General features: G+C 67.1%; 28 protein-coding genes and 1 rRNA gene. 21 read left to right on the top strand and 8 right to left on the bottom strand.

The window, feature by feature from the left end:
• Position 1: 1 nt before the first annotated feature.
• Positions 2–1207, bottom strand: a complete 1206-nt coding sequence (phnA, locus tag SNE35_RS07970; protein WP_320422327.1) for a phosphonoacetate hydrolase — start codon at positions 1205–1207, stop codon at positions 2–4.
• A gap of 131 nt (positions 1208–1338) precedes the next feature.
• Between phnA and SNE35_RS07975 the strand changes: the two genes are divergently transcribed.
• The gene (locus tag SNE35_RS07975) at positions 1339–2199 is read left to right on the top strand and encodes a LysR substrate-binding domain-containing protein (protein ID WP_320422328.1); all 861 of its coding nucleotides are present in this window, start codon (positions 1339–1341) and stop codon (positions 2197–2199) included.
• On the opposite strand, the gene SNE35_RS07980 is transcribed toward SNE35_RS07975, so the two are convergent.
• Positions 2196–3095 (bottom strand): LysR family transcriptional regulator, encoded by a 900-nt coding sequence (locus tag SNE35_RS07980; RefSeq protein ID WP_320422386.1) that lies wholly within the window; start codon positions 3093–3095, stop codon positions 2196–2198. The genes SNE35_RS07975 and SNE35_RS07980 overlap by 4 nt on opposite strands.
• Positions 3096–3100: 5 nt before the next feature.
• Here SNE35_RS07980 and SNE35_RS07985 point away from each other — a divergent pair, with 5 nt between their 5' ends.
• From SNE35_RS07985 to miaB, 3 genes are all read left to right on the top strand, one after another.
• Positions 3101–4099: an NAD-dependent epimerase/dehydratase family protein gene (locus SNE35_RS07985; RefSeq protein ID WP_320422329.1), complete on the top strand. Its 999-nt coding sequence runs from the start codon at positions 3101–3103 to the stop codon at positions 4097–4099.
• Positions 4100–4176: 77 nt separating this feature from the next.
• On the top strand, positions 4177–4572 hold the full coding sequence (locus SNE35_RS07990; protein WP_320422330.1) for a hypothetical protein: 396 nt from the start codon (positions 4177–4179) through the stop codon (positions 4570–4572).
• Positions 4569–5909, top strand: coding sequence for a tRNA (N6-isopentenyl adenosine(37)-C2)-methylthiotransferase MiaB (gene miaB / locus SNE35_RS07995; RefSeq protein ID WP_320422331.1), 1341 nt, complete (start codon positions 4569–4571; stop codon positions 5907–5909). Before SNE35_RS07990 ends, miaB begins: the two co-directional genes overlap by 4 nt.
• 4 nt (positions 5910–5913) lie before the next feature.
• Here miaB and SNE35_RS08000 read toward each other — a convergent pair whose 3' ends face one another.
• Complete coding sequence (locus SNE35_RS08000; RefSeq protein WP_320422332.1) at positions 5914–6186, bottom strand: hypothetical protein; 273 nt, start codon at positions 6184–6186, stop codon at positions 5914–5916.
• A 70-nt stretch (positions 6187–6256) separates the two neighbouring features.
• On the opposite strand from SNE35_RS08000, the gene hemA reads away from it, so the two are divergent.
• From hemA to SNE35_RS08030, 6 genes are all read left to right on the top strand, one after another.
• A complete protein-coding gene (gene hemA, locus SNE35_RS08005) occupies positions 6257–7546 on the top strand; it encodes a glutamyl-tRNA reductase (protein ID WP_320422333.1) in 1290 nt (429 codons plus the stop codon).
• Positions 7547–7607: 61 nt separating this feature from the next.
• Positions 7608–8690, top strand: coding sequence for a peptide chain release factor 1 (gene prfA, locus SNE35_RS08010; RefSeq protein ID WP_320422334.1), 1083 nt, complete (start codon positions 7608–7610; stop codon positions 8688–8690).
• A 2-nt stretch (positions 8691–8692) separates the two neighbouring features.
• Positions 8693–9511 (top strand): peptide chain release factor N(5)-glutamine methyltransferase, encoded by an 819-nt coding sequence (prmC, locus tag SNE35_RS08015; RefSeq protein ID WP_320422387.1) that lies wholly within the window; start codon positions 8693–8695, stop codon positions 9509–9511.
• Between the two features lie 138 nt (positions 9512–9649).
• Complete coding sequence (locus SNE35_RS08020; protein ID WP_320422335.1) at positions 9650–10306, top strand: hypothetical protein; 657 nt, start codon at positions 9650–9652, stop codon at positions 10304–10306.
• A gap of 72 nt (positions 10307–10378) precedes the next feature.
• On the top strand, positions 10379–10690 hold the full coding sequence (gene grxD / locus SNE35_RS08025) for a Grx4 family monothiol glutaredoxin (RefSeq protein WP_320422336.1): 312 nt from the start codon (positions 10379–10381) through the stop codon (positions 10688–10690).
• A complete protein-coding gene (locus SNE35_RS08030) occupies positions 10687–11250 on the top strand; it encodes a UbiX family flavin prenyltransferase (RefSeq protein ID WP_320422337.1) in 564 nt (187 codons plus the stop codon). The genes grxD and SNE35_RS08030 overlap by 4 nt, the downstream gene beginning before the upstream one ends.
• Positions 11251–11253: 3 nt before the next feature.
• On the opposite strand, the gene SNE35_RS08035 is transcribed toward SNE35_RS08030, so the two are convergent.
• Entirely contained in the window at positions 11254–12144 is an 891-nt protein-coding gene (locus SNE35_RS08035) for a LysR family transcriptional regulator (protein WP_320422338.1), read from the bottom strand.
• A gap of 100 nt (positions 12145–12244) precedes the next feature.
• Here SNE35_RS08035 and SNE35_RS08040 point away from each other — a divergent pair, with 100 nt between their 5' ends.
• Positions 12245–13228 carry an aldo/keto reductase gene (locus SNE35_RS08040; protein WP_320422339.1) on the top strand — a complete coding sequence of 328 codons (984 nt, stop codon included), beginning with the start codon at positions 12245–12247 and terminating at the stop codon, positions 13226–13228.
• Positions 13229–13237: 9 nt separating this feature from the next.
• Here the strand turns inward: SNE35_RS08040 and SNE35_RS08045 are convergent, their stop codons facing one another.
• Together SNE35_RS08045 and SNE35_RS08050 are read right to left on the bottom strand one after the other, a co-directional pair.
• The gene (locus SNE35_RS08045; protein WP_320422388.1) at positions 13238–13864 is read right to left on the bottom strand and encodes a lytic transglycosylase domain-containing protein; all 627 of its coding nucleotides are present in this window, start codon (positions 13862–13864) and stop codon (positions 13238–13240) included.
• 5 nt (positions 13865–13869) lie between these two features.
• The gene (locus tag SNE35_RS08050; protein ID WP_320422340.1) at positions 13870–15615 is read right to left on the bottom strand and encodes a proline--tRNA ligase; all 1746 of its coding nucleotides are present in this window, start codon (positions 15613–15615) and stop codon (positions 13870–13872) included.
• Between the two features lie 127 nt (positions 15616–15742).
• On the opposite strand from SNE35_RS08050, the gene SNE35_RS08055 reads away from it, so the two are divergent.
• The 6 genes from SNE35_RS08055 to SNE35_RS08080 all read left to right on the top strand — a co-directional run bounded on the left by SNE35_RS08055 (position 15743) and on the right by SNE35_RS08080 (position 21016).
• Entirely contained in the window at positions 15743–16414 is a 672-nt protein-coding gene (locus SNE35_RS08055) for an RNA pyrophosphohydrolase (RefSeq protein WP_320422341.1), read from the top strand.
• An 81-nt stretch (positions 16415–16495) separates the two neighbouring features.
• Positions 16496–18589 carry an elongation factor G gene (fusA, locus tag SNE35_RS08060; protein WP_320422342.1) on the top strand — a complete coding sequence of 698 codons (2094 nt, stop codon included), beginning with the start codon at positions 16496–16498 and terminating at the stop codon, positions 18587–18589.
• Positions 18590–18683: 94 nt separating this feature from the next.
• Positions 18684–19232 (top strand): hypothetical protein, encoded by a 549-nt coding sequence (locus SNE35_RS08065; protein WP_320422343.1) that lies wholly within the window; start codon positions 18684–18686, stop codon positions 19230–19232.
• A gap of 377 nt (positions 19233–19609) precedes the next feature.
• Complete coding sequence (locus SNE35_RS08070; RefSeq protein WP_320422344.1) at positions 19610–19819, top strand: hypothetical protein; 210 nt, start codon at positions 19610–19612, stop codon at positions 19817–19819.
• A 42-nt stretch (positions 19820–19861) separates the two neighbouring features.
• Positions 19862–20107, top strand: a complete 246-nt coding sequence (locus SNE35_RS08075; protein WP_320422345.1) for a hypothetical protein — start codon at positions 19862–19864, stop codon at positions 20105–20107.
• 60 nt (positions 20108–20167) lie between these two features.
• Positions 20168–21016 carry an HDOD domain-containing protein gene (locus SNE35_RS08080; RefSeq protein WP_320422346.1) on the top strand — a complete coding sequence of 283 codons (849 nt, stop codon included), beginning with the start codon at positions 20168–20170 and terminating at the stop codon, positions 21014–21016.
• A 21-nt stretch (positions 21017–21037) separates the two neighbouring features.
• Here the strand turns inward: SNE35_RS08080 and SNE35_RS08085 are convergent, their stop codons facing one another.
• The gene (locus tag SNE35_RS08085) at positions 21038–21520 is read right to left on the bottom strand and encodes an Lrp/AsnC family transcriptional regulator (protein WP_320422347.1); all 483 of its coding nucleotides are present in this window, start codon (positions 21518–21520) and stop codon (positions 21038–21040) included.
• Positions 21521–21641: 121 nt separating this feature from the next.
• On the opposite strand from SNE35_RS08085, the gene hppD reads away from it, so the two are divergent.
• The 4 genes from hppD (at position 21642) to SNE35_RS08105 (ending at position 26244) form a co-directional block, all read left to right on the top strand.
• Complete coding sequence (gene hppD, locus SNE35_RS08090; protein WP_320422348.1) at positions 21642–22769, top strand: 4-hydroxyphenylpyruvate dioxygenase; 1128 nt, start codon at positions 21642–21644, stop codon at positions 22767–22769.
• 133 nt (positions 22770–22902) lie between these two features.
• Complete coding sequence (locus tag SNE35_RS08095; protein ID WP_320422349.1) at positions 22903–24633, top strand: long-chain-fatty-acid--CoA ligase; 1731 nt, start codon at positions 22903–22905, stop codon at positions 24631–24633.
• 18 nt (positions 24634–24651) lie between these two features.
• Positions 24652–25575: an MBL fold metallo-hydrolase gene (locus SNE35_RS08100; protein WP_320422350.1), complete on the top strand. Its 924-nt coding sequence runs from the start codon at positions 24652–24654 to the stop codon at positions 25573–25575.
• A 30-nt stretch (positions 25576–25605) separates the two neighbouring features.
• Positions 25606–26244, top strand: a complete 639-nt coding sequence (locus tag SNE35_RS08105; RefSeq protein ID WP_320422351.1) for a hypothetical protein — start codon at positions 25606–25608, stop codon at positions 26242–26244.
• 72 nt (positions 26245–26316) lie between these two features.
• On the opposite strand, the gene rrf is transcribed toward SNE35_RS08105, so the two are convergent.
• Positions 26317–26429 (bottom strand): 5S ribosomal RNA (rrf, locus tag SNE35_RS08110).
• Between the last annotated feature and the right edge of the window lie 7 nt (positions 26430–26436).

A 26436-nucleotide genomic window follows, 5' to 3' on the forward strand; every position in this document is an offset into this window, starting at 1 on the left:
TTCAGGCAGCGACGTGGTTGAGCAGCAGCTCGAAGGCATCGAAGTTGCGCGGCCGCGCCGGCACTTGAGCGAGACGGCGGTTGAACAGCAGCGGCACCTGCTGCTCGGACAGGCCGCCGTGCGATCGCAGCGGCAGGTCCTGCAAGGCGCTCAGGTCATGGCGCTCGGGCGAGGTGCCGAGCACGACCAGGCGCTCGGCGACGACGACCAGGTCGCCGATCCGATCCGGCGGCAATTCGAAGCGCTCGGCCGCCTGCTGCTGCGTCAGCACCAATTCCACGCCGGGCAGCGCGCGCAGCGCATCGATGGCGCGCGCCGGGTCGTCCAGATAGACGGTGGCGAAGGAGCCGAGCGCGCCGTGGTGGACGACGTAGGGATCGGTGATCGGCAGGATCACCCGCGCAGCGCCCGCGCCCAGCGCCGCGTCGAGCACCGGCTGCAGGTAGACGATGCGCGGCTGGCCGGCCGCGTCGGTCTTCGCGTTCATGCCGTGGTCGGCCGTCAGGGCGATGCGGGCGCCGAGCTCGTCGAGCTGGCCGAGGTAGCGGTCCAGCATCGCGTAGAACGCATTCGCGCCCGGCGTGCCCGGCGCGCACTTGTGCTGGATGTAGTCGGTGGTCGACAGGTAGAGCAGCTTCGCCCGGCCCGCGCGCAGCAAGGCGACGCCGGCGGCGAACACGAATTCGCTGAGCGCTGCGCTGTAGACGTCGGGCAGCGGCAGGCCGACGAAATCGAGCGTCGCCGCGTCGGCCTTCTCGGCCGAGAAGCAGATGCTGCCGGCGGCCAGGCCATGGCCCAGCAGGCGGCGCAGCTTGTCCTTCGCGGTGACCACGGCCACCGCGACGCCGGCCTCGGAAATCCCGGCCAGCAGCGACGGCGCGCGCAGCAGTTCGGGCTCGTTCATCATCACCTCGGCACCGGTCGAACGGTCGAGGAAGTAGTTGCCGGCGATGCCATGCACCGCCGGCGGCGCGCCGGTGACGATGGACAGGTTGTTCGGGTTGGTAAAGGTCGGCATCACCGCCTCGGCGACCAGCGAGGTGCCACCGCGCTGGAACATCCGCTGAAGGCTGGGCATCAGGCCGGCTTGCAGCGCCTGGGTGATGTAGTCGGGCTCGCAGCCGTCGATGCACAGCACGACGGCGGGCTCCGTCGGGAGGCGGTAGGCGCGGTCGTTGACCACGATGGAATCGGCTGTCTGGGGCATTTGCGTGTCTGTGCGGGTCTTGCGTTGGCCCGCACTTTCGGTGCCCCGGCCGTTTCACACAAATTCAATGTTTTTTGATTTCAAATTGATTGGATCTATACGACCACCGGGAAACTCGGGAGCCTCGATTCATGCGTTTGACACAATTGCGCTCCTTCCATGCCGTCGCCAGCGCGGGCGGCTTCACCAAGGCGGCCGAGCAGCTGCACGTCAGCCAGCCGACGATCACGACGCAGGTGCGCTCGCTGGAGGACAGCTACCGCGTCGAGCTGTTCCACCGCTACGGCCGCAGCGTGCGGCCGACCGAGCTAGGCGAGCGGCTGCTGCAGATCTCGCGGCAGATCTTCAGCCTCGAAGCGGAGGCGCGGCAGTTGCTGGCCGACGAGGGCGAGCTGCGCTCCGGCCACCTGCGCATCGCGGCCGTGGGGCCGTATCACGTGACGAAGATGCTGGCGCTCTACAACCGGCGCTATCCGGGCATCACCGTTTCGGTCAGCACCGGCAATTCGCAGGACGTGCTGGAGCGGCTGCTGGACTACCGCGCCGACGTCGGCGTGCTGGCGCAGTTCTCGCGCGACCGGCGCTTCGTCGCGATCCCGTACAGCGAACACCCGATCGTGCTGCTGGTGCCGGCCGGCCATCGCTTCGCCAAGCGGCGCAGCCTGCGCACGGCCGAGCTGGCCGGCGAACCGCTGATCATGCGCGAGCAGGGCTCGACGACGCGCAAGGCCTTCGAGGCGGCGCTGAAGGCGGCCAAGGTCGAGCCGAAGATCGTGATGGAGATCGGCAGCCGCGAGATCATCCGCGAAGCGGTCGTGCAGGGCATCGGCCTGGCGGCGGTGTCGGAGGTGGAGTTCGTGCCGGGGCCGGGCCTGCACGCGGTGAAGCTCGGCGACACCGAGGCGCGCACCTATGCGCACGTCGTGTGCCTGGGCGAGCGGCGCGACATGCGGATGGTGCGCAGCTTCCTCGAAGTGATCGCAGAGGCTTAGCCGCCGACGTAGGCCAGCAGCCCCTCCACCAGCGCATCGAAGGTGGCGCGGCACCGCGGGCTGCCGCGCAGGTCCTCGTGCATCGTGACCCAGCATTCGAGCGGCACCGACACGGCCTCGGGCAGCAGGCGCAGCAACGCCGGATCGCGCAGCCCCAGCGGCACCTGGCACATGCCGATGCCCGCTCCGGCGCGCAGCAGCGCGAGCTGGGCCAGGGCGTTGTCGCTGCGCAGCGAGAAGGCCTCGCGGCGGATGCCGGGCAGCTTCTGTTCGAGGCGGCGGATGTAGGGCACGACCGTGTCGTAGCCGATCGCCGAGTGGCCGGCAAGCTGGGTCGGGTCGCTCGGCGCGCCGTGGCGTTCGAGATAGTCGCGACGGGCGAACAGGCCCATCTCGATGGCGCCGATCCGCCGGGCGATCAGTTGCCCCTGCGTCGGCTCGACCATGCGCACGGCGATGTCGGCCTCGCGCTGCAGCAGGTCCTGCACGCGATCGGTCAGCACGAGCTCGACACGCAGTTCGGGGTAGGCCTCGCGCAGCCGCACGATCGTCGGCGGCAGCACCTCGACGCCGATGACGTCGCTGCAGCTGATGCGCACCACGCCCTTGACGGCGCTGCCGCCATGGCTCAACGCTTCGCGCTCCAGCGATGCCGCGGTGCTGGCCATCGCCTGCAGATGGCCGCGCAGCGAGGCAGCGGCCTCGGTCGCCAGCAGGCCGGTCTGCGAGCGCGTAAACAGCACCAGCCCGAGCGCCTGCTCCAAGGCCTCGACGTGGCGGCCGACCGTCGGCTGCGTGATGCCCAGGGCCCGCGCCGCGCCGGAAAGCGAACCTTCGTCCAGCACGGCCAGGAAGGAACGGTAGAGCGCCCAGTCGATCGCGGAAGTCGAGGAGATGCGAGATGGACAACAGCAAGACGGCTCTGGTTCTGGGTGCCACCGGCGGGATCGGCGGCGAGGTGGCGCGGCAGCTGCGCGCGGCGGGCTGGCAGGTGCGCGCGCTGCGGCGCACGGCGGGCACGGCCGCAGCGGACGGCATCGACTGGCATCGCGGCGACGCGCTGAACCGCGAGGACGTGACGCGCGCCGCCGAAGGCTGCGCGGTGATCGTGCACGCGGTCAACCCGCCGGGCTACCGCGACTGGGACAAGCTGGTGCTGCCGATGATCGACAACACGATCGCCGCGGCCATTGCCCAGCGCGCCACGATCGTGCTGCCGGGCACCGTCTACAACTTCGGGCCGGACGCCTTTGCCCAGGTGCTGCACGAGGATGCGCCGCAACGCCCGCTGACGAAGAAGGGCGCGATCCGCGTGCAGATGGAACAGCGGCTCGAAGAAGCCAGCCGCCGCGGCGCGCGGGCGCTGATCGTGCGGGCGGGCGACTTCCTGGGCCCGAAGTCCGGCAACAGCTGGTTCGGCCAGGGCATGCTGAAGGCCGGGCAGCCGGTGCGTTCGATCGGCAACCCGGCGCAGGCGGGCCATCAATGGGCCTACCTGCCGGACGTGGCGCGGACGATGGTCGAACTGCTGGCGCGGCGCGAGGCGCTGGCGCCGTTCGAACGCTTCCACATGGAAGGCCACTGGGACGCCGATGGCCGGCAGATCGCCGAGGCGGTCCAGCGAGTCGTCGCACGGCGCGAAGGCATAACGCCGAAGATCGGCGGCATCCCCTGGTGGCTCTTCCGGCTGGCCGCGCCGTTCAACGTCACGCTGCGCGAGATGCTGGAGATGCGCTATCTCTGGCAGCGGCCGGTACGGATGAGCAACGAGAAGCTCGTGCGCGTGCTGGGCCGCGAGCCGCACACGCCGCTGGATGAAGCGGTGGAGGCCTCGCTCGTCGGACTCGGCTGTCTGCGTGAAGAACGGCCGGCGCGCGCGGTGACGGCGCCAAGCCCCTGACTTAGAATCTCGGCTTCCTTCCACGGTCCGGCATGCCCGGGCCGTTTGTTCTTCAACGCAGCCACTGGACACATACCATGTACCGCTGTGCTTCCTCCCTCGCCGCCCTCGCGATCTGCGCGGCGGCTTCGATCTGCGCTCCAGCCCAGGCCCAGGTTCAGCGCAACTTCCCCGCCACCGCGCTGCGCGGCGTGCTGATGGTCACCCAGAGCCCCGACGTGACCTTGAACGGCCAGGCCGCCCGCATGGCGCCCGGCGCCCGCATGAGGGGCGACACCAACCTGCTGCTGCAGCCGGCCAGCGTGACCGGCCAGAAGCTGCTGGTGCACTACACGGTCGACCCGCAGGGCCTGCTGATGGACGTCTGGGTACTGAACCCGGTCGAGGCGGCCAAGAAGCCCTGGCCCGTCAACATGAAGGAAGCCATGACCTGGTCCTTCGATCCCGCTGCACAGATCTGGACCAAGCAATGAGCAAGAAGATTTTCATCAAGACCTTCGGCTGCCAGATGAACGAGTACGACTCGGACAAGATGGCCGATGTGATGGGCGCCGCCCAGGGCTACGAGAAGACCGACGATCCCGAGCAGGCCGACCTGATCCTGTTCAACACCTGCTCGGTGCGCGAGAAGGCGCAGGAGAAGGTGTTCAGCGACCTCGGCCGCGTCAAGCACCTGAAGGAAAAGGGCGTGATGATCGGCGTGGGCGGCTGCGTGGCGAGCCAGGAAGGCGCGGCCATCATCGAGCGCGCGCCCTATGTGGACGTGGTCTTCGGCCCGCAGACGCTGCACCGCCTGCCCGCCATGCTGGCCGCGCGCCGCGAGCAACGCCGCCCGCAGGTGGACATCTCCTTCCCCGAGATCGAGAAGTTCGACAACCTGCCGCCGGCCAAGGTCGAGGGGGCTTCGGCCTTCGTCTCGATCATGGAAGGCTGCTCGAAGTACTGCTCCTACTGCGTCGTGCCCTACACGCGCGGCGACGAGGTCTCGCGCCCCTTCGAGGACGTGCTGACCGAGATCGCCGGCCTCGCGGACCAGGGCGTGATGGAGATCAACCTGCTGGGCCAGAACGTCAATGCCTATCGCGGCAAGATGGGCGACACGGCCGAGTACGCCGACCTGGCCCTGCTGCTGGAATACGCGGCCGAGATCCCCGGCATCCAGCGCCTGCGTTTCACAACCAGCCACCCGAACGAGTTCTCGCAGCGCCTGATCGATGCCTACGGCAAGGTGCCGCAGTTGGTGAATCACCTGCACCTGCCCGTGCAGCACGGCAGCGACCGCATCCTGATGGCGATGAAGCGCGGCTACACGGCGCTGGAGTTCAAGAGCACGATCCGCAAGCTGCGCGCGATCCGGCCGAACATCCGCATCGCCAGCGACTTCATCGTCGGCTTCCCCGGCGAGACCGAGGACGACCACGCCAAACTGATGAAGCTGGTGCGCGACGTCGGCTTCGACCAGTCCTTCAGCTTCATCTTCAGCCCGCGCCCCGGCACGCCTGCGGCGGCGCTGGAAGACACGACGCCCTACACGGAGAAGGTGCGCCGGCTGCAGGAACTGCAGGCCGAGATCGAGGCCAACACGCTGCGCATCAGCGAAGCGATGGTCGGCCGCACCGAGCGCATCCTCGTGACCGGCCACGCCCGCAAGGACCCGACCGAGCTGATGGGCCGCACCGAGTGCAACCGCATCGTCAACTTCAAGGGCAACGCGCGGCTGATGAACCAGCTGATCGACGTGAAGATCACGACCGCCTTCGCGCATTCGCTGCGCGGCGAGGTGCTGCTGAAGGAAGAAGTTAGCGCCTGATCGATCAGCGCCTGGACATCAGCAGCCACTGCGGCAGGCTGACCCCGACCAGCATCAGCGCGTAGCCGATCATCTTGCCGTCGTGGCCGGTCAGCACCAGGGCGGCGATGACGGCGACGCTGCCGCCGGCCGCGCCCCAGACGGCGAGGCGCCGCCAGGTCAGGCTCTTCAGGTCGCGCCGCCACAGCAGCTTGGCCGTCAGCGCCAGCAAGGCAGCGACGACCCAGGCCGGGGCGAACAGGTTGGCGATGTGCCAGAAGGCGTCGAGCGGCGTCACGGAGCTGGGGCTGGGCGGGGAATTGATCGGTGCGCGGACGCGGTATCGTCCCAAATTTTATAATCGCCTCATGTCGGTATTCGCCCTCGGTCTGAACCACAACTCCGCGCCGCTCGATCTGCGCGGCAAGTTCGCGTTCACGCTCGAGCAACTGGCGCCGACCTTGCTGGGTTTCCGCACCCAGGTCCAGAACAAGGCCGAGGCGGCCATCCTCTCTACCTGCAACCGCACCGAGCTGTACGTGGCCGGCAACCAGGCGATGGTGCAGCCGGCCGTCGACTGGCTGGCGCACCTCGGCGGCGTCGGCCGCAGCGCGCTGCTGGATCACGCCTACGTGATGGAGGGCGGCGCCGCGGCGCGGCACGCCTTCCGCGTCGCCAGCGGGCTCGATTCGATGGTGCTGGGCGAGGCGCAGATCCTCGGCCAGATGAAGCAGGCGGTGCGCGAGGCGGACCAGGCCGGCACCTTGGGCACGACCTTGCACCAGCTGTTCCAGCGCAGCTTCTCGGTCGCCAAGGAAGTGCGCACCTCCACCGAGATCGGTGCGCACTCGATCAGCATGGCGGCCGCCTCGGTGCGGCTGGCGGCCCAACTGTTCGAGGACCTGAGCCGGATCAAGGTGCTGTTCGTCGGTGCGGGCGAGATGATCGAGCTGGTCGCCACCCACTTCGCGGCCAAGAATCCGAAGGCGATGGCTGTCGCCAACCGCACGCTGGAGCGCGGCGAGAAGCTCGCCACGCGGCTGAACGCCGAGGCGATCCGCCTGGCCGAGCTGCCACAGCGCCTGCATGAATTCGACGCGGTGATCTCCTGCACCGCCTCCAGCCTGCCGCTGATCGGCCTGGGCGCCGTCGAGCGGGCACTGAAGGCGCGCAAGCACCGGCCGATGTTCATGGTGGACCTGGCCGTGCCGCGCGACATCGAGCCCGAGGTCGCGCAGCTGCAGGACGTCTACCTCTACACCGTCGACGAGCTCGCCACCGTGGTGCAGACCGCCGGCGAAAAGCGCCAGGCCGCCGTCGAGCAGGCCGAGGCCATCATCGAGAGCGGCGTGCAGAGCTTCGTCCACTGGCTGGACCAGCGCCATACGGTGCCGCTGATCCAGGCGCTGAACGCCCAGGCCGACGACTGGCGCACGGCCGAGATCGCTCGCGCCCGCAAGCTGCTGGCCCGCGGCGAAGACGTGGACACGGTGCTGGAAGCCCTGTCGCGCGGCCTCACACAGAAGATGCTGCATGGCGCGATGGCCGAGCTGCATTCCAGCGACGGCGAGCAGCGCCTGCAACTGGCACAGACGGTGTCGCGCCTGTTCCTGCGCGGCGGCGGCAAGACCCATCGGTCAACAGATTCGGAAAATTAGCAACGCTGAAGCCAGACCTTCCCCAGGCCCCTGCTTCAACCGACCGCTACTTTTCCCGACGATGAAAGACTCCCTGCGCCAACAGTTCGACCGCCTCGCTTTCCGCCTCGCCGAGTTGGACTCCCTGCTTGCCGACGGCTCGCTCGCTGCCGACATCAAGCGCTACCGCACCTTGACCAAGGAGCAGTCCGAGGTGGCCGAGCTGGTCGGCAAGTACCGGCAGTACACGCAGCGCGAGGCCGACCTGGCCGAGGCGCGTACCTTGCTCGAAGACCCCGAAATGGCCGAGATGGCGCGCGAGGAGATCGGCGCTGCCGAGGCCGACCTGGCGCGCCTGCACGAAGACCTGCAGGTCGCCCTGCTGCCGCGTGATCCGGACGACGGGCGCCCGGCCTTCCTCGAAATCCGCGCCGGCACCGGCGGCGACGAGTCGGCGCTGTTCGCCGGCGACCTGGCGCGGATGTACCTGCGCTTCGCCGAGCGCCAGGGCTGGCGCACCGAGATCATGTCCGAGAGCGCGTCCGACCTCGGCGGCTACAAGGAACTGGTCGTGCGCGTCGACGGCGATGCCGCCTACGGCCGGCTGAAGTTCGAATCGGGCGGCCACCGCGTGCAACGCGTGCCGGCCACCGAATCGCAGGGCCGCATCCACACCAGCGCCTGCACCGTCGCCGTGATGGCCGAGCCCGACGAGGCGGAGGAGATCCAGCTGAACCCGGCCGATCTGCGCATCGACACCTTCCGCGCCAGCGGTGCCGGCGGCCAGCACGTCAACAAGACCGATTCGGCCATCCGCATCACGCACATCCCGACCGGCCTGGTGGCGGAATGCCAGGACGACCGCAGCCAGCACCGCAACAAGGCCAAGGCGATGGCCGTGCTGGCGGCCCGGCTGCGCGAGAAAGACCGCAGCGAACGCGCCGCCAAGGAAGCCGCGACGCGCAAGGGCCTGATCGGCAGTGGCGACCGCAGCGACCGCATCCGCACCTACAACTTTCCCCAGGGCCGCCTCACCGACCACCGCATCAACCTGACGCTGTACAAGCTCGACGCGATCATGAACGGCGACCTGGAAGAGGTGATCGCCGGGCTGCAGGCGGCGCAGGCGGCCGAGCAACTGGCGCTGCTGGAAGGCCGGGCGTGACGATGACGACGGTCGCCGCGGCGCTGGCGCAGGCCCGTGCGCTGGGCGTCGACCGGGTGGACGCGACCCTGCTGCTATGTGCGCTGCTGGACCGTGAACGCGCCTGGCTGATCACGCACGACGACGCAGCGCTGACGCCCGAGCAGAGCGCCCGCCTCGAAGAACAACTGCGTCGCCGCGCCGAAGGCGAGCCCATCGCCTACCTGCTGGGTCGCAAGGAATTCCACGGGCTGGAGCTGGCGGTGACGGCGGACACACTGGTGCCTCGCCCCGACACCGAGACGCTGGTCGACTGGGCGCTGGAACTGCTCGCGCCGCAGGACGGAACGCGGCGCGTCGTCGACCTCGGCACTGGTAGCGGCGCGATCGCGCTGGCGATCAAGCACCGACACCCGGCCGCGCAGGTCGAGGCGGTGGACCTGAGCGCTGCGGCGCTGGTCGTCGCGCGGTCCAATGCCGAACGGCTCGGGCTGGATGTGCACTTCCACCACGGCAGTTGGTGGCAGCCGCTGGCCGGCCGGCGCTATGCGCTGATTGTCAGTAACCCGCCCTACATCGCCGGCGACGATCCGCATCTGCCCGCGCTGCGCCACGAGCCACGCCATGCGCTCACTCCGGAGGGCGACGGCCTGGCGGCGTTGCGCGAGATCATCGACGGCGCGCCACGGCATCTGGAGCCCGGCGGCTGGCTGCTGCTGGAGCACGGCTACGACCAGGCCGAGCCGGTCGCGGCCCTGCTGCGCGCTGGCGGCTTCGTTGACGTCGCGCTGCGGCGTGACCTGGCCGGCCAGCCCCGCGTCAGCGGCGGCCACTGGCCCTGAATCCGCAACTCGCACAGGCCGCGTTGCGCTGCCGGCAACAGAACCGGAAAAGCGCCAATTATTGTCGCCACAGCGACGCTTCCCGGGCGTAGCATGGTTCGGAAGGTGCTCACTAGGCACCGTGAGGAGGTAGTAGCCATGTCGACCATCGGACGGACTTCGCGCACCGCACGGGCCATGACGGCGGCCCTGCTGGCCTGCATCCTCTCGCCCGCCGCCTGGGCCGCCGACGGCCTGCAGACCCGCACCTCGCTGGGCCTGGGTGAAACACCACGCTGGCAGGCGCGCCTCTCGCTAAGCAGCCTGGACCCCAACACTCCCGCCGGCATGGAGAGCCAGCACCAGTTCGGCTCGCGCATCCTCAGCGCCAACCTGCTGGGCGACTACTACCTCACCGGCTCGGGCTTCGGTGCCGTCAAGGGCGGCCTGCGGGCTACCGGCGGCATGCTGCTGGGCCCGCTGTCGCAATCGCAGAGCGGCTCGGGCCTGGCGCTGGGCGCCAGCAGCCTGCAGGGGAGCCCGAACCTGGCCATCGGCCAGCGCTCAATGAGCCTGCTGTCGCCGAGCCGCGACCTGGTCGACCCGTCCATCTCGCAGTCCTACCTCGGCATCGGCTACACGGGGCAACTGGTGCACACCGGCGTCAGCTTCAGCGCCGACCTGGGCATGATCGGCGGCGGCACCTCGCTCGGCGGCCTGCGCCTGGGCCCCAGTAGCGCGCCGGGCCTGGACGACGTGCTGCGCGACGTGCGCTACAAGCCGGTCGTGCAGTTCGGTCTCTCTTACAGCTATTGACCCCGCGCCAGCAGGCGCGGCGCCGGTCGCCGATAATCCCGCCCAGGTTTCTACTCTGGGATGAGGTTTGTGATGGACGACGTTCAGCAACGCATTGACGATCTGGTCAAGAACAACCGCGTGGTGCTCTTCATGAAGGGCACGGCGCAGTTCCCGATGTGCGGATTCTCGGGTCGCGCGATCCAGATCCTGAAGGCCTCCGGCGTGACCGACCTGAAGACCTTCAACGTGCTCGAAGACGAGGGCGTGCGCCAGGGCATCAAGGACTACGCCCAATGGCCGACGATCCCGCAGCTCTACGTGAACGGCGAATTCGTCGGCGGCTCGGACATCATGATGGAGATGTACCAGGCCGGTGAATTGCAGCAGGTGCTGGCGGCTTGAGCCAAAGGCTCGTCGTTGGCATCACTGGCGCGACGGGCGCGGCCTACGGGCTGCGGCTGCTGCGGCGAGGCCGCGAACTCGGGCTTGAAACGCATCTGATCGTCACGCCGGCCGGTGTGCTGAACGTTCATCACGAACTGGGGCTGGACCGCAAGGCGCTGGAAGCCGAGACCAGCTTCTCGCACGCGCCCGGCGACGTCGGCGCCTGCGTGGCCAGTGGCAGCTTTGCGACGGCCGCAATGGTCGTCGCGCCCTGCTCGATGAAGAGCCTGGCGGCGATCGCCCACGGCTTCGGCGACAACCTGCTGACCCGCGCCGCCGACGTCACGCTGAAAGAGCGCCGCCGCCTGATCCTGATGGTGCGCGAGACGCCGTTCAACCTGGCCCACCTGCGCAACATGACCGCCGCGACCGAGATGGGCGCCATCGTGTTCCCGCCGCTGCCGGCCTTCTATCACCGACCGCAGACGATCGACGAACTGATCGCAGAAAGCATCGAGCGGGTGCTGGAACTGGCGGGCGTCGCCGGCGCGGCACCGAAAGCCTGGACAGGGCTCTGACCCTCAGGGGGCGGATGGCCCCCGCAGCGCTTCGAGCACCAGCTTCACGGCCGGCGAGACCCGCCGGCTCGCGTAGTAGGCGTGATAGCCGCTGAAGACGGCGGCCCAGTCGTCCAGCACCGAAATCAATCGGCCACCATCCAGGTGCTCCTGCACCGCGTCACGCGGCAGCCAGGCCAGGCCATGGCCAGCGAGGGCCGCCGCCGCGACCATTTCGCTGACGTTGAACACCAGCCGGCTCGTCACATGCGCGTTGAGCATCTTGCGCCGCCGCATGAATTCCCATTTCATCAGGCCGCCATGCGAGGCCAGCCGCAACGAGATGCAGTCGTGCGCGGTGAGGTCCTGCGGCGTCTGCGGCGACGGATGGCGCGCGAAGTAGGCCGGCGCGCCGACCACGGCCATGCGCATGTCCGGCGCGATCCGCACGGCGATCATGTCCTTGGCGACATCGGCGCCGATGCGGATGCCGATGTCGATGCGCTCGGCCACGATGTCGATGAAGCTGTTGTTGCTGCTGAACTCCAGCTTGATGTCCGGATACTGCTCGAGGCAGGGCTGCAGCCGCGGCCAGACGAGGAAACGCATCGCCGTCTCGCTCGCGCTGATGCGCACCGTACCGGCGGGCCGGCCGCGCAATTCGCCCAGCACGGCCAGTTCCGCCTCGATGTCCTCGAAGCGCGGGCCCACCGTCTGGTACAGCCGCTCGCCCGCCTCGGTGGGCGAGACGCTGCGCGTCGTGCGGTTGAGCAGCTTCAGGTCCAGCCGCTGCTCCAGCGCGCGGACCGTCTGGCTCAGCGCGGACTGCGTCACGCCCATCTGCGCCGCGGCGCGCGTGAAGCTGCCCGCACGCACCACGGCCGCGAAGGCGGCCAGATCGTCATAGCGCGTCATTGATTAGCCTGGCTACTGGGTTCATGCCGATCCATCAGTCTAGTCCTGACCAGGCCCGCTGCGTAAAGTGACGGACATCAGCAATGCAAAGGATCTCCCGATGAACACACGACAACTCGGCCGCAGCGGTCTCCAAGTCTCCGCGCTGGGCCTGGGCTGCATGGGCCTCAGCTTCGCCTACGGCACGGCGCCGGACACGACGGCGTCGGTGCGCCTGCTGCGCGCCGCCGTGGAGCGCGGCGTGAACTTCTTCGACACGGCGGAGGCCTACGGCCCAGGTCTCAACGAGACCCTGCTCGGCGAGGCACTGGCGCCGGTGCGGGACCAGGTGGTGATCGCCACCAAGTTCGGCTTCCGTGACGGCGTGCCCGCCAACGGCCTGGACAGCCGGCCCGAGCGGATCCGCCAGGTGACCGAAGAAGCGCTGAAACGCCTGCGCACCGACCGCATCGACCTGCTCTACCAGCACCGCGTCGATCCGCAGGTGCCGATCGAGAACGTGGCCGGCACCGTGAAGGAGTTGATTCGCGAGGGCAAGGTATTGCACTTCGGCATGTCGGAGGCCGGCGTGCAGAGCATCCGCCGCGCCCATGCGGTGCAGCCGGTGGCGGCGCTGCAGAGCGAATATTCGCTGTGGTGGCGCGAACCCGAGCAGGAGATCCTGCCAGTGCTCGAGGAACTGGGCATCGGCTTTGTGCCCTTCAGCCCGTTGGGCCGGGGATTTCTGACGGGCGCCATCGACGCGCAGACGAGCTTCGAGCCGGGCGACTTCCGCAACACGCTGCCGCGCTTCAGCGCCGAGTTGCGTCAGGCGAATCTGGCCCTGGTCGACGTGCTGGCCGGCATCGCGGGGCGCAAGCAGGTCACGCCCGCGCAGCTGGCACTGGCCTGGCTGCTGGCGCAGAAGCCCTGGATCGTGCCGATCCCGGGTACGACCAAGCTGCATCGGCTGGACGAGAACGTCGCCGCGGCCGCGCTCGAACTGTCTGCGCAGGACTTGCAGGAAATCGAAGCCGCCGTCGCCGGAACACCCGCGCAGGGCGCGCGTTATGCGCCGGCCGTGCAGGCGATGGTCCAGCGCTGAAGTAGCCGCTCAGCTCTCGCCGGGCATCAGCCACTGGCGGCGCGCACCGAGTACCGCACGCGGGTACTCGGGCCGGCCACGGCTGCCGTTGAAGCGGCCCAGCGCCATGAAGAGGTCGCCGTTCTCGCGGTCCAGGTAGTGGCGCAGGATCACACAGCCGAAACGCAGGTTCGTCTGCATGTGAAAGAGGCTGGACTCCGCCTGCCCACCGCCGATCAGCTTGGCCCAGAAGGGCATGACCTGCATGTAGCCGCGTGCGCCGGCGCTGCTGATCGCGTACTTGCGAAAGCCGCTTTCCACCTGTGCAAGGCCCAGCACCAGCGCCGGCTCCAGGCCGGCGCGCTTGGACTCGTACCAGACCGTCTCCAGGAACTCGATCCGCGTCTGCGCTTCGGCGAGCCGCTTCTTCAGCTTCTCGCTCATCGCACCGAGCCAGCGCAGGTAGGCGAGCCGGTCCTCGATATTGGCGAAACTCGGCTTCGGCGGTGCGCTGTTGGCGATGGCGGCCGACAGCGCAGAGCGCACCGAATCGGCCAGCGGCTCTTCCACTTGTGCGCCAGCAAAGGCCGGGCGGGGCAAGGCCAGCATGGCACCGGCGGCCAAGGGCAGGCCTAACAGGCCGCGCCGCCGGATCATCGGATTCAAGGCTTGAGCTTGCCCTTCAGATGCCCGACCACGTCGGCCACGGCGAGCTTGGTCGCCTCGGCATCGCGCCGGCCCTGGTACTCGACCGTGCCTTCCTTCAGGCCGCGGTCCGACAGCACGACGCGGTGCGGCACGCCGATCAGTTCCCAGTCGGCGAACATCGCACCGGGCCGCTCGCCGCGGTCGTCCAGCAGCACGTCGATGCCCAGCGCCAGCAGCTCCTCGTAGAGCTTGGTCGCGGCGGTCTTGACCTCTTCGCTGCGGTCCATGCCGATCGGGCAGACGACCACGGTGAAGGGCGCGATCGCGTCGGGCCAGACGATGCCGCGCTCGTCGTGGTTCTGCTCGATCGCTGCGCCGAGGATGCGCGTGACGCCGATGCCGTAACAACCCATTTCCATCGGCTGGGGCTTGCCGGCCTCGTCGAGGAAGTTGGCCTTCATCGCCGCGGAATACTTGGTGCCGAGGTAGAACACATGGCCCACCTCAATGCCGCGCTGGATCGCGAGCACGCCCTTGCCGTCCGGCGACGGATCGCCGGCGACGACGTTGCGGATGTCGGCCACGAAGTCGGGCTCGGGCAGGTCGCGACCCCAGTTGACGCCGGTGTAGTGGAAGTCCACCTCGTTGGCGCCGCAGACGAAGTCGGCCATGTTGGCGACGGTGCGGTCCGCGACGATCTTGACCGGCTTCTTCAGACCGATCGGGCCCAGGTATCCAGGCTTGGTGCCGAAGTGCTCGATGATTTCGGGCACGGTGGCGAAGCGGAAGCCGCCCTTGAAGCCTTCGAGCTTGCCGGCCTTCACTTCGTTGAGGTCGTGGTCGCCGCGCACCAGCAACAGCCAGACGGTGCTCTTGGTGATGATGCCCTTGTCGTCCGTTTCGTCGGTGGCGAGCACCAGGGACTTGACCGTCTGCGCCAGCGGCAGTTGCAGCAGCTCCGCCACGTCGGCGCAGGTGGCCTTGCCCGGCGTGGGCGTCTTGGCCAGCGCCGCGGTGGCACCAGCGCGCGAAGCCAGCAGGGCCACGGCCTCAGCCAGCTCGATGTTCGCCGCGTAGTCGCTGGTCGGGCAGTAGATGATCGCGTCTTCGCCGGTATCGGCAATGACCTGGAACTCGTGCGAGCGGTCGCCGCCGATCGCGCCGGTGTCGGCCGCGACGGCGCGGTACTGCAGGCCCAGGCGATCGAAGATCTTGCAATAGGCCGCGTACATGTTCTCGTAGCTGCGGCCGGCGGCTTCCTTGTCGCGGTCGAAGGAGTAGGCGTCCTTCATCGTGAACTCGCGGCCTCGCATCACGCCGAAGCGCGGGCGGCGCTCGTCGCGGAACTTCGTCTGGATGTGATAGAAATTCTTCGGCAGCTGCTTGTAGCTGCGCAGTTCCTGGCGGGCGATGTCGGTGACGACCTCTTCGCTAGTCGGCTGGATGATGAAGTCGCGATCGTGGCGGTCCTTCACGCGCAGCAGCTCGGGGCCCATCTTGTCGAAGCGGCCCGTCTCCTGCCACAGCTCGGCCGGCTGCACGACCGGCATCAGCAGCTCGACGGCGCCGGCGCGGTTCATCTCCTCGCGCACGATGTTCTCCACCTTGCGGATCACGCGCAGGCCCATCGGCATGTAGTTGTAGATGCCGGCGCCCAGGCGCTTGATCATGCCGGCGCGCATCATCAGCTTGTGGCTGACCACCTCGGCGTCGGCGGGCGCTTCCTTGAGCGTGGAGATGAAAAAGTTGCTGGCTTTCATGGACTGGCGACGAAAAAGCCGGGCCTAACGATGAGACCAAGCGGGGTCGGGGATGAGGGTTAGCAGGGTCGCGCTGCCGGGGCTGCCCGGTGCAATAATCGATCCAACTATAGATTTGAGGTTGATTATGCTCGACCGTGAAGGGTTCAGACCCAACGTCGGCATCATCCTGCTCAACCACAGGAACGAAGTGTTCTGGGGCAAGCGCATCCGCACCCATTCCTGGCAGTTCCCGCAAGGGGGCATCAAACACGGCGAGACGCCCGAGCAGGCGATGTTCCGCGAGCTCCACGAAGAAGTGGGGCTCATACCCGAGCATGTGCGCATCATTGCGCGTACCCGGGACTGGTTGCGCTACGAGGTGCCCGAGCACTTCATACGGCGCGATGCCCGCGGTCATTACAAGGGGCAGAAGCAGATCTGGTTCCTCTTGCAGCTGACTGGGCGCGACTGCGACATGAACCTGCGCGCCACCGACCATCCGGAGTTCGACGCCTGGCGTTGGAACGAATACTGGGTGCCGCTGGAATCGGTGATCGAGTTCAAGCGCGGCGTCTACGAGATGGCGCTGACCGAGCTGGCCCGCTACCTGCCGCGCATCAATCACCACAACCGCTACCTGCGCTCGGGCATGCGGCCGCAGCATCGCGAGCCTCATCGCGCATCGCACCCGCAGGAAGCGCAGGAGGAAGTCCGGCTGAGCGCGCCCTGCGACGACGAGGATGAGACCTGCGCCAAGGACGCTACGGCCACGGAAGGCCCGGACGGCAAGACCCGGAGCTCGCCAGGGACCTTGTAAGCCGCGCACGCTTGTCCTACCCTGGGGTCCACCGCCGGCACGACGAGGCCGGCACCGACTCCACGAGACAAGGAGCGCGCCATGGCCAGCAGCAGTTCGCAGGACAGTACCGGCAGCCTAGGCAGCGCCGGCGATCTCCACCCCGGCATCGCGACGATACGCACGATCGCCCTGGTGGGACCCGCCGGCGCAGGCAAGACCACGCTGCTGGAGGCACTGCTGCTGCAGGCCGGCGCGATCACGCAGGCCGGCAGCATCGAGCGCGGCAGCACCGTCAGCGACCACGATCCGCTGGAGCGCAAGATGCAGCACTCGCTGCATGCCTCGCTGGTCCACATGAACCACGGCGGCATCCGCATCCACGCGATCGACACGCCCGGGGCGCCGGACTTCATCGGCCAGTCGCTGCCGGCGCTGGAAGCGGCGGACACGGCCATCGTCGTGCTCGACGCGCAGAACGGCATCGAGCTGATGGCCTCTCGGATGATCGAGGCCGCACAGCAGCGCGGGCTGTGCCGCGCGATCGTGATCAACAAGATCGACGCACCCGAGCTGGACCTGCCGGCGCTGCTGGGCCAGATCCGCGAGGCCTTCGGCCGCGAATGCCTGCCGCTGAACCTGCCGGCCGGTGGCGGTGCGCGCGTCGTCGACTGTTTCTTCAACAATATCGGCGACACCGACTTCTCGTCGGCCGCGGCGGCGCATCAGGCGCTGGTCGAGCAGGTCGTCGAAGTGGACGCGGCTTTCGTCGACCGCTACCTGAACGAGGGCGACGTCGACCCGCGCGAGTTGCATGCGCCGCTGGAGCAGGCGCTGCGCGAGGGCCACCTGATCCCCGTGTGCTTCACCTCGGCGAAGACGGGAGCCGGTGTCGTCGAGTTGCTGGACGTGATCGAACGCCTGCTGCCCAACCCGGCCGAGGGCAACCCGCCGCAGTTCCTGCAGGGCGAAGGCGATGCGGCCGAACCGCTGCAGGCAAGACCCGACCCCAACGCCCATGTGCTCGCGCACGTGTTCAAGATCATCTCGGACCCCTACCTCGGCAAGATGGGCATCTGCCGCGTCCACCAGGGCACCTTGACGAAGAGCAGCCAGCTCTTCGTCGGCCACGCGCGCAAGTGCTTCCGCGTCGGCCATCTGTTCATGCTGCAGGGCGGCAAGCACGTGGAGGTGGAGCAGGCGCTGCCCGGCGATCTCTGCGCCATCGCCAAGGTGGAGGAACTGCGCTACGACGCCGTGCTCCACGACGCACAGGAAGACGAGCACATCCACCTGAAACCGCTGGACTTCCCGGTGCCGGTGCACGGCCTCGCCATCAGCCCGGCGCGACGCGGCGATGAGCAGAAGCTTTGGGAGATCGTGACTCGCATCGTCGACGAGGATCCCTGCCTGAAGATCGACCACGTGGCGCAGACGAACGAGACGCTGGTCTACGGCCTGGGTGAGTTGCACCTGCGGATGCTGCTGGAGCGGCTGCGCGACAACTACAAGTTCGAGGTGCAGACGCAGCCGCCACGGATCGCCTACCGCGAGACGATTTCCGCCCCGGCCGAAGGTCACTACCGGCACAAGAAACAGAGCGGCGGCGCCGGGCAGTTCGGCGAGGTCTACTTGCGGATCGAACCGCTGGAGCGCGGCGCCGGCTTCGAGTTCGTGGACGCGGTCAAGGGCGGCACGATCCCCGGCCAGTTCATGCCGGCCGTCGAGAAAGGCGTGCGCTCGGCGCTGGACAGCGGCGTGATCGCGGGCTATCCGCTGGTCGATCTGCGCGTGACGGTGTTCGATGGCAAGCACCATTCGGTGGACAGCAAGGAAATCGCTTTCATCACCGCTGGCCGGCGCGCACTGATGGCCGCCGTGCGAGAAGCGCGGCCGCTGGTGCTGGAGCCGATCGTCCATGTGGAGATCAGTGCGCCGGACACGGCGATGGGCGACATCACCGGCGACCTCGCTTCGCGGCGCGGCCAGGTCAACGGCACGCGCTCCGCGGTGCCCGGCACGATGGTCGTCCAGGGCCTGGCGCCGCTGGCCGAGCTGGCCAGCTACCAGACGCGGCTCAACGCGATGACCAGCGGCCAGGGCCGCTACACGCTGGTGCTGTCGCACTACGAGCCTGTGCCGCCGAACACGCAGACGGCGCTGACCTCGGCGCACAAGGTGCGCGAAGAGGAGTGAGCCTGCCGCGCTGATAAGGGTTTCTTTATCAGCATCCCGGCAGGCCGCGCCCCTGCGAGCAGGGTGACGATCAAGGTCGCTTTATCATTGGGGCATGTCACCCCCGATCCGGGACACCGCCCAAGTCCGCCTGGACAACGCGCTGCGCCTGTTTGAAGAATTCGTCTCCGCCAACGTCAAGCATGCAGATGCCGCCGCGCTGCGCGGCCTGGAACGGCGCTTTGCGGAGCGCCTGCAGATCCAACCGAGCTATTGGAGCCAGATCAAGGGCCGCAACCGCCAGATCGGCGAACGCCTGGCCCGCCAGTTCGAACAGCTGTTCCATAAGCCACCGGGCTGGATGGACCATGAACATGGCAACGAACCGGCCGTCGCGGCGCCCGCATCCGACGCCATGCCCAGCCAGCCGCAGGACGACGACGAGCGCTTCATCGTCGGCTTGGTGCTGACTTACTACCGACGCCATCCGCAGCGCGCACGCACGCGTCTGCTGGATCTGCTGGGTGAGGTGCTGACACCTGCCTCACCGGCTGCCTCGCCAGTCGCGCCCGCCGCAGCGGCCCTGCCCACGCCCGCCGCGGAGATGGACGAATGGCGCCGCCTGCAGCGAGGCATCGCGCCGCTGAAGACGAAGAAGAAGTAGCGCCGGCGCATCACTCTATCCGCCGGAATTCTTCGTTAGATAAAAAATTCTTGCGCAAGATAATCATTTGATTATCATTTGCGCAAGTTGAGGAGCCGCAGGCTCCCAATGACACCCCAAGCCCAACGTCTTTGACGGGTATCGCCGCCCGCTTCGCATCGCTCCCTTCGGGAAGCGGCCGCCGAAGCGCCGGTTCGGACGAACGCCCACGGCTTCCGGCTCCCCGCCGGATCGATCGTTTCCCGAAAAGTTCCGCAGGTCGGCTCGCCCGACCCTGGTAGTCCTGTTTTCCAACGCTGCAGCTGCGTCGCAGTGGCGCCGCCGCATGACCGATTTGCACCCAAAGAACGCGGGCTCACGCTCGCGGAGGAGACCTCATGTCCCGATTCATCGCACCCCATCCGCTGACCGCGCAGAAGACCGGCAAGAACACGCTATGCCTGGCCATGCCCAAACCGCGCAATCCGCTGACCGCCGCCGGCTTGATGCGGCAGGCCGGCAGCCATTCGCGCGGCAACGAGCGCCAGCAGGCGCGCCGCCAACTCGACAAGCAGATCACCGCCGAACTCGGCGGCCGCAGCCCCTGAATCACTCGGCTCCGGAAGGAGGAGCCGCAAGGAGAAGACATCATGATGATCAACGAACTGAAGGGCGCCGGTGACGAGGCCCTGGTGGCGGAGGCCTGGAGGCTGCGCCTGATCGCTGCGCTGCGCTGGACCAGCGCCCTGCTCGCCCGGATGGCGGCGCGGCTGCATCGGCGCCGCGGCGCCGGCAAGCCGGAGCTGGAGTTCTATGCCGAAGCCGGTGCGCCGGAAGGCGCGCTGTACGTGGACGGGCAGCGTGTCGGCAGCTTGCACGGCGTGAATAGACTCTGACGATCTCAAACCGCGGCGCATCGGGCCGATATAGCATCAAGTCTTCTGCTCGATCGACCGATGCCCGCCTCTGCCCCCGCTTCGCCCCTGCCGCTGCACCAGGCCCTGCCGGACCTGGCCCGTTGGACGGCCGCGTTCCGCAGCGCCGAGATCCCCGTGTTGGCCGACACGGCAGACGCGCTGGAGCTGATGCGCGCGAACGAGGACGCGGTCGACGCGAATCGACTCGGTGAACTGATCGGCACGGACCCGCTGATGACGCTGAAGGTGCTCGCCTACGCGGCCACGCACCGCAGCGAACGACTGCTGACCGACGCCGAGACGGTGACCGCCGCGCTGGTGCTGATGGGCATCACACCCTTCTTCCGCGAGTTCGGGCCGCAGCCAACCGTTGAGGACACGTTCGCCAGCCAGCCCGAGGTGCTGGACGGTCTGCAGCGTGTGCTCCGTCGCTCCGAGCGCGCGGCACGCTACGCGCTCGCCTTCGCGGTGCACCGTCTCGACCCGGATGCGGCGGTGATCCACAGCGCGGCCTTGCTGCACGACTTTGCCGAGATGCTGTTATGGATCCATGCGCCGGCGCTCGCGCTGGAGATCCAGCGACGACTGCGGGCTGATTCCTCATTGCGCAGCGCCGACGCACAGCGCGCGGTGCTGAACATCGAACTGAACGAACTGGAGCAGGCACTGATGCAGGCATGGCGCCTGCCGGACCTGCTGCGCCACATCACGGACGACAAGCGCGCCATCGACCCGCAGGTGCTGGCCGTCAGGCTAGCCATCCGGCTGGCGCGCCACACGGCCCACGGCTGGGACAACGCGGCGATTCCCGACGATCTGCGCGACATCGGTGAACTGCTGAACCTGGCGCCGAACCACGTCGAGGCGCTGGCGCGCAAGTACGACTGAAGGGCCGCGCGCAGCCGCCCCTCAGACCGGGATTGCCGTCGTGTTCTTGACCCGGTCCAGCACGAAGCTGGTCTTGCAGTCCTGCACGCTGGGATGCTTCAGCAAGGTCTCGGATATGAATCGCGCGTAGTGCTGCATGTCTTGCACGACGACGCGCAGCAGGTAGTCCATCTCGCCGGTCAGCGCGGCGCATTCGACGACCTCGGGCCAGGTCTGCACGGCCGCGCGGAACAGGTCCATCGGGTTGCGCTTGTGGCTCTCGGTCTGCTTCTCCAGCCGCACGTTGATGTAGGCCGTGAGGCCGAGGCCGACGCGCTCGGGCCGCACCAGCGCCACGTAGGCGGCGATCGCGCCGGATTCCTCCAGTCGGCGCACCCGGCGTAGCACGGCGGAGGCCGACAGGTTCACCTGCGCGGCCAGTGCGTCGTAGGTGACGCGGCCATCGAGCTGCAGCGCCCTCAAGATGCGCCGGTCGATGGCATCGAGCTGGATTTCATTTTCCATCCGCCGAATTCTTGCAGGATTCCTGCGCCGAGGCGCAAACCCGCGCCCGAATTCGCATGAATCCTGCGAGGGTGCGCACCTACAGTCTTGCCATCCGAGACTGCACGAGAAAGACACCGCCATGGCCGCCTTCACCCCCTGGGACAACCCGATGGGCACCGACGGATTCGAGTTCATCGAATTCGCGGCGCCGGATCCCGCCGCGCTGGGCAAGCTGTTCGAGACGATGGGCTTTAGCGCCGTCGCCCGCCATCGCACGAAGAACGTGACCCTGTATCGCCAGGGCGGCGTCAACTTCATCATCAACGCCGAAACGGACTCGTTCGCCCAGCGCTTCGTGCGGCTGCACGGCCCGTCGATCTGCGCGATCGCGTTCCGCGTCAAGGACGCCGGCTTCGCCTACAAGCGCGCGCTGGAACTCGGCGCCTGGGGCTTCGACAACAAGGCCGGCCCGATGGAGCTGAACATCCCGGCGATCAAGGGCATCGGCGACTCGCTGATCTATTTCGTCGACCGCTGGCAGGGCAAGGACGGCGCAGCCGCCGGCGAGATCGGCAACATCAGCATCTACGACGTCGACTTCGTGCCGCTGCTCGACGCCCAGGGCAAGCCCGTACTGTCGAACCCGGCCGGCCACGGCCTGACCTACATCGACCACCTGACGCATAACGTCTTCCGTGGACGGATGAAGGAATGGTCGGAGTTCTACGAGCGCTTCTTCAATTTCCGCGAGGTGCGCTATTTCGACATCGAGGGCAAGCTGACCGGCCTGAAGAGCAAGGCGATGACCAGCCCCTGCGGCAAGATCCGCATCCCGATCAACGAGAGCAGCGACGACAAGAGCCAGATCGCGGAATACCTGGACCTGTATCGCGGCGAAGGCATCCAGCACATCGCGCTGGGCACCGACGACATCTACGGCACCGTCGAGGGCATGCGTCAGGGCGGCGTCGAATTCCAGGACACGATCGACACCTACTTCGACCTGATCAACAAGCGCCTGCCGGGCCACGGCGAGAAGGTGGAGGAACTGCGCCGCCTGAGGATCCTGATCGACGGTGCCGCCCATCTGGATGCACCGAACGAGTTGCTGCTGCAGATCTTCACCAAGGAAGTGATCGGACCGATCTTCTTCGAGCTGATCCAGCGCAAGGGCAACGAAGGTTTCGGCGAGGGGAACTTCAAGGCGCTGTTCGAATCCATCGAGCTGGACCAGATCCGGCGCGGCGTGCTCAAGGCCGAGGCCTGAGCCGGCCCGGCACGAGCCCTGTCCCGCGGGTGACGCGGGACTAGGGCAAGTCCCCGGGCCAGCAACCTGCTCCTGCGCCGACCATGTCGGATCGGCGCGCCGCATCTGCGGCCAGACAAAAGGAGACATGGCAATGACGGTGGAGACCCAGGAACAGCCCCGATCGGCAACGCAGGCGGCGGCATCGCGACCCTGGTTGCAAAGCTACCCGGAAGGCGTGCCGGCCGAGGTCGACTGCACCGTCTATGGCTCGCTGGTCGAACTGCTGGAGGAGTCGTTCCGCAAGTACGCGCGCCGCGACGCGGCGGCCTGCATGGACCGCCGCCTGAGCTTCGGCCAGGTCGACGAAATGTCGCAAGCGCTCGGCGCCTGGCTTCAGTCGAAGGGCCTGCAACGCGGCACTCGCGTGGCGATCATGATGCCCAACGTCCTGCAGTACATGGTGGCGATCGCCGCCATCCTGCGCGCGGGCTACACGGTCGTGAACGTCAACCCGCTGTACACGCCGCGCGAGTTGGAGCATCAGCTCAAGGATTCGGGCGCCGAGGCCATCATCGTGTTGGAGAACTTCGCGGCCACGCTTGAGGAAGTCATCGGCAAGACCGCGGTGAAGCACGTCGTGCTGGCCTCGCTGGGCGATCTGCTGGGTTTCTGGCGCGGCTCGCTGGTCAATTTCGTCGTCCGGCACGTGAAGAAGCTGGTGCCTGAATTCCGCTTACCGCTCGACGGTGGCCGCACGGTGACGCGTTTCAACGAGGTGCTGGCGCAGGGTTCGCGGATGCATCTGAGCCGTGTCGACCTCGGTCCGGAAGACGTTGCATTCCTTCAGTACACCGGCGGCACGACCGGGCTGTCGAAGGGGGCAACCTTGCTGCATCGCAATGTCGTCGCCAACATCCTTCAGAGCGAGGCCTGGTTCCAGCCGATGCTCGACAAGCTCGGCAAGGACAAGCCACTGACCACCGTCTGCGCGCTGCCGCTGTATCACATCTTCGCGCTGACGGCGTGCTACATGCTCGGCGCGCGGCTCGGCATGATGAACCTGCTGATTCCCAATCCACGCGACATTCCCGGATTCATCGGCACGCTGCAGCATTACAAGGTCAACCTGTTCCCGGCCGTGAACACGCTGTTCAACGCGCTGGCCAACGATCCGGCCTTCGCGCGGCTGGACTTCAGCGAGCTGGTGATTTCCAACGGCGGCGGCATGGCCGTGCAGCAGGCCACAGCCGATAAGTGGCTCAAGATCACCGGCTGCCCGGTGGTGGAAGGCTATGGACTTTCGGAAACGTCGCCGGTGGCAACGATCAATCGGCTTGACCTGAAGGCCTTCAACGGCACGATCGGCCTGCCAGTGCCGAATACCGATATCGCGATCCGCGATGACGATGGCAAGGACCTTCCGCTCGGCGAACGCGGCGAGATCTGCATCCGCGGCCCCCAAGTGATGGCGGGCTACTGGAACAAGCCGGAAGAAACCGCGAACGTGATGTATGCGGATGGTTACTTCAAGACCGGCGATATCGGCGTGATGGACGAGCAAGGCTTCACCCGGATTGTCGACCGCAAGAAGGACATGATCCTGGTGTCGGGCTTCAATGTGTATCCGACCGAGATCGAGCAGGTCGTGACCATGCACCCGGGCGTGCTGGAGTGCGCGGCGATCGGGGTTGCGGACGAGCGCTCGGGCGAGGCGGTGAAGCTCTACGTCGTGAAGAGCGATCCTGCCTTGGCCGAGGAAGACTTGGCGGCCTACTGCCACGCACAGCTGACCGCGTACAAGCGGCCGAAGTACATCGAGTTCCGCGATGACCTGCCGAAGACCAACGTCGGCAAGATTCTGCGGCGGGAACTGCGCGGCTAAGTGCCTTGGGACGGCCGCATGGTGCAGTTGCCGCCAGACCTGGTGATGCTGGAGCGGGGATGGCTGTCGTCCAACTCCTTGCTGATGCTGGGCGACCCACGCGGCGCGGTGATCGTCGACACTGGCTACTGCACGCACAAAGCGCAGACCTTGGCTTTGGTCCGCGCGTCGCTAGAACCGACGCGTCAAACGCTCAGGCTGATCGTCAACACGCATCTGCATTCTGACCACTGCGGGGGGAACGCACATCTGTCTGCAGCTTTCGATGGGTGTGCGGTATGGATCCCGCCGGGACACTTTGACGCCGCGCTGGATTGGGACCAGCAGGCACTGAGCTACGCGCCTACCGGCCAGCAATGCGAGCGCTTTGTGCCGACCCGGGCGCTCCAGCCCGGCGAGACACTCGTGCAGAGCGATCGTGCTTGGCAGGTTCTCGCGGCTCCCGGACACGACCTACATTCGGTGATGCTGTTCGATCCGGAGTCGGGGCTACTGATGTCGGCCGACGCGCTGTGGGAGCGAGGCTTCGGCATCGTGTTTCCTGAACTCGACGGGGACACGGGCTTCGATGAAGTGGATCGCAGTCTCGATCTGATCGAGAGCCTGGATGTGCGCGTCGTCGTGCCGGGACACGGGCGCATGTTCACAGACGTCGCATCGGCGCTCACGGAAGCGCGCTCACGGCTGGCATTCTTCCGCCGGCATCCTGAACGACATACGCGGCATGCGGCGAAGGCCTTGTTGGTCTTCCATATGCTCGATGTCGGCCAATGCACGCGGATGGAGCTAGGAGCATGGCTCGACCAGGTTCGGATACACCAAGTCATGTGGCGGCTGCATTTTTCGGACCGCCCGCTCGATAGTTGGACAGACGAATTGCTTGGAGAACTGGCGCGCGCCGGCGCGCTGCGGCTTGACGGGAATACGATCAGCGTTCAATGAACTCGGCGCGTCGCGCCGGAGGTTCCGCCGATGCAACAAGAGCAGCAGTTACTGGAGGGCTTCGAAGCAGACCAGACACCCTGCCGTGTCGACAATCTGCACAGACCTGACGTGCGGTTGCGAGGCTTCGGCTTCTTTCTCGCGCTGACTCCGGCGACAGACGCCGAAAAGCAATTCCTGTTCGAACATTCGCGCGAGCTGCACGAACGATTCGGGATCAGCCCCGAGCGGATCCAACCGGCAAGCCGCATTCACGCCACGATATTGGATCTCGGCAGGGAGCTTGAGGACGATGACTTACCTGCGCAAATCACCATCGATGGCGCCATCGCGGCGCTTGCACATGTAAGGCTTCCTGCCGTACCGATCCGCTTCACCCATGTGCGCGGATTTGCCGGGAACGCACTCACGCTGCGCAGCGAACCGGCCGATCACCAGCCGTTTCTTCACCTGCGCAGCATCGTGACCAAACTGCTCAAGGAACGCGCCGGCTTACAACCACGCAGCAATGGTCAGCCTCATATCTCCCTGCACTATGACCTACCGCAGAGCATTGGGGAGCACTCGATCGAGCCGATCGATTGGAAAGCCAAGCGCCTGGCACTGATACTCAGCCACGTTGGACATGGCCATCATCAGATATTGGCGACCTGGGATCTCACAAAATAGGTAATCAGGAGCCCGCCCGCAAAAAGCAAAACCCCCACCTCTTTGGAGAGATGGGGGTATGCGGGGTAAATAGCCTGACGATGACCTACTTTCACACGGGAATCCGCACTATCATCGGCGCTGATTCGTTTCACTGTCCTGTTCGGGATGGGAAGGAGTGGGACCGAATCGCTATGGTCATCAGGCTTGACT

Origin of the sequence: Roseateles agri, from assembly GCF_034043675.1 — a bacterium.
Classification (GTDB): Bacteria; Pseudomonadota; Gammaproteobacteria; order Burkholderiales; family Burkholderiaceae_C; genus KK5.

What these genes read in the sequence shown, in the direction of transcription:
- phnA (WP_320422327.1), bottom strand. Translation starts at nt 1,207, where the DNA reads ATGCCCCAGACAGCCGATTCCATCGTGGTCAACGACCGCGCCTACCGC.
- SNE35_RS07975 (WP_320422328.1), top strand. Translation starts at nt 1,339, where the DNA reads ATGCGTTTGACACAATTGCGCTCCTTCCATGCCGTCGCCAGCGCGGGC.
- SNE35_RS07985 (WP_320422329.1), top strand. Translation starts at nt 3,101, where the DNA reads ATGGACAACAGCAAGACGGCTCTGGTTCTGGGTGCCACCGGCGGGATC.
- SNE35_RS07990 (WP_320422330.1), top strand. Translation starts at nt 4,177, where the DNA reads ATGTACCGCTGTGCTTCCTCCCTCGCCGCCCTCGCGATCTGCGCGGCG.
- miaB (WP_320422331.1), top strand. Translation starts at nt 4,569, where the DNA reads ATGAGCAAGAAGATTTTCATCAAGACCTTCGGCTGCCAGATGAACGAG.
- hemA (WP_320422333.1), top strand. Translation starts at nt 6,257, where the DNA reads ATGTCGGTATTCGCCCTCGGTCTGAACCACAACTCCGCGCCGCTCGAT.
- prfA (WP_320422334.1), top strand. Translation starts at nt 7,608, where the DNA reads ATGAAAGACTCCCTGCGCCAACAGTTCGACCGCCTCGCTTTCCGCCTC.
- prmC (WP_320422387.1), top strand. Translation starts at nt 8,693, where the DNA reads ATGACGACGGTCGCCGCGGCGCTGGCGCAGGCCCGTGCGCTGGGCGTC.
- SNE35_RS08020 (WP_320422335.1), top strand. Translation starts at nt 9,650, where the DNA reads ATGTCGACCATCGGACGGACTTCGCGCACCGCACGGGCCATGACGGCG.
- grxD (WP_320422336.1), top strand. Translation starts at nt 10,379, where the DNA reads ATGGACGACGTTCAGCAACGCATTGACGATCTGGTCAAGAACAACCGC.
- SNE35_RS08035 (WP_320422338.1), bottom strand. Translation starts at nt 12,144, where the DNA reads ATGACGCGCTATGACGATCTGGCCGCCTTCGCGGCCGTGGTGCGTGCG.
- SNE35_RS08040 (WP_320422339.1), top strand. Translation starts at nt 12,245, where the DNA reads ATGAACACACGACAACTCGGCCGCAGCGGTCTCCAAGTCTCCGCGCTG.
- SNE35_RS08045 (WP_320422388.1), bottom strand. Translation starts at nt 13,864, where the DNA reads ATGATCCGGCGGCGCGGCCTGTTAGGCCTGCCCTTGGCCGCCGGTGCC.
- SNE35_RS08050 (WP_320422340.1), bottom strand. Translation starts at nt 15,615, where the DNA reads ATGAAAGCCAGCAACTTTTTCATCTCCACGCTCAAGGAAGCGCCCGCC.
- SNE35_RS08055 (WP_320422341.1), top strand. Translation starts at nt 15,743, where the DNA reads ATGCTCGACCGTGAAGGGTTCAGACCCAACGTCGGCATCATCCTGCTC.
- fusA (WP_320422342.1), top strand. Translation starts at nt 16,496, where the DNA reads ATGGCCAGCAGCAGTTCGCAGGACAGTACCGGCAGCCTAGGCAGCGCC.
- SNE35_RS08065 (WP_320422343.1), top strand. Translation starts at nt 18,684, where the DNA reads ATGTCACCCCCGATCCGGGACACCGCCCAAGTCCGCCTGGACAACGCG.
- SNE35_RS08070 (WP_320422344.1), top strand. Translation starts at nt 19,610, where the DNA reads ATGTCCCGATTCATCGCACCCCATCCGCTGACCGCGCAGAAGACCGGC.
- SNE35_RS08075 (WP_320422345.1), top strand. Translation starts at nt 19,862, where the DNA reads ATGATGATCAACGAACTGAAGGGCGCCGGTGACGAGGCCCTGGTGGCG.
- SNE35_RS08080 (WP_320422346.1), top strand. Translation starts at nt 20,168, where the DNA reads ATGCCCGCCTCTGCCCCCGCTTCGCCCCTGCCGCTGCACCAGGCCCTG.
- SNE35_RS08085 (WP_320422347.1), bottom strand. Translation starts at nt 21,520, where the DNA reads ATGGAAAATGAAATCCAGCTCGATGCCATCGACCGGCGCATCTTGAGG.
- hppD (WP_320422348.1), top strand. Translation starts at nt 21,642, where the DNA reads ATGGCCGCCTTCACCCCCTGGGACAACCCGATGGGCACCGACGGATTC.
- SNE35_RS08095 (WP_320422349.1), top strand. Translation starts at nt 22,903, where the DNA reads ATGACGGTGGAGACCCAGGAACAGCCCCGATCGGCAACGCAGGCGGCG.
- SNE35_RS08100 (WP_320422350.1), top strand. Translation starts at nt 24,652, where the DNA reads ATGGTGCAGTTGCCGCCAGACCTGGTGATGCTGGAGCGGGGATGGCTG.
- SNE35_RS08105 (WP_320422351.1), top strand. Translation starts at nt 25,606, where the DNA reads ATGCAACAAGAGCAGCAGTTACTGGAGGGCTTCGAAGCAGACCAGACA.